Annotated in this window: 1 protein-coding gene; it reads right to left on the bottom strand. The window is 67.4% G+C overall.

Going from position 1 to position 236, the window contains the following annotated elements; all coding sequences use genetic code 11:
* Positions 1-236: MFS transporter (locus tag SB756_RS35315; RefSeq protein WP_410913912.1), on the bottom strand; the 236-nt coding region annotated here is incomplete at both ends.

Raw genomic sequence — 236 nt, 5'->3', positions numbered from 1 at the left:
AAGCCGTTGGCAGCCAAAAAGCCGATTGAAGGGCCCAGCTGCGGGAACATGCCGAACCAGGCACGCTTGCCCGGTGGTGCGTTTTCGGTCGCCAGCAGCGCCGCGCCGCCCCATTCGCCACCCAGGCCCAGGCCTTGGCCGAAGCGCAGCAGGCAAAGCAGGATCGGCGCCCACACGCCAATGCTGTCATAGCCGGGCAGCACGCCGATGGCGGTGGTGGAGACGCCCATCAACAG

The organism is Pseudomonas sp. SIMBA_068, assembly GCF_046534705.1.
In the GTDB taxonomy this organism is placed as follows: Bacteria; Pseudomonadota; Gammaproteobacteria; order Pseudomonadales; family Pseudomonadaceae; genus Aquipseudomonas; species Aquipseudomonas putida.
This window is presented reverse-complemented; position numbering and strand designations above follow the sequence as displayed.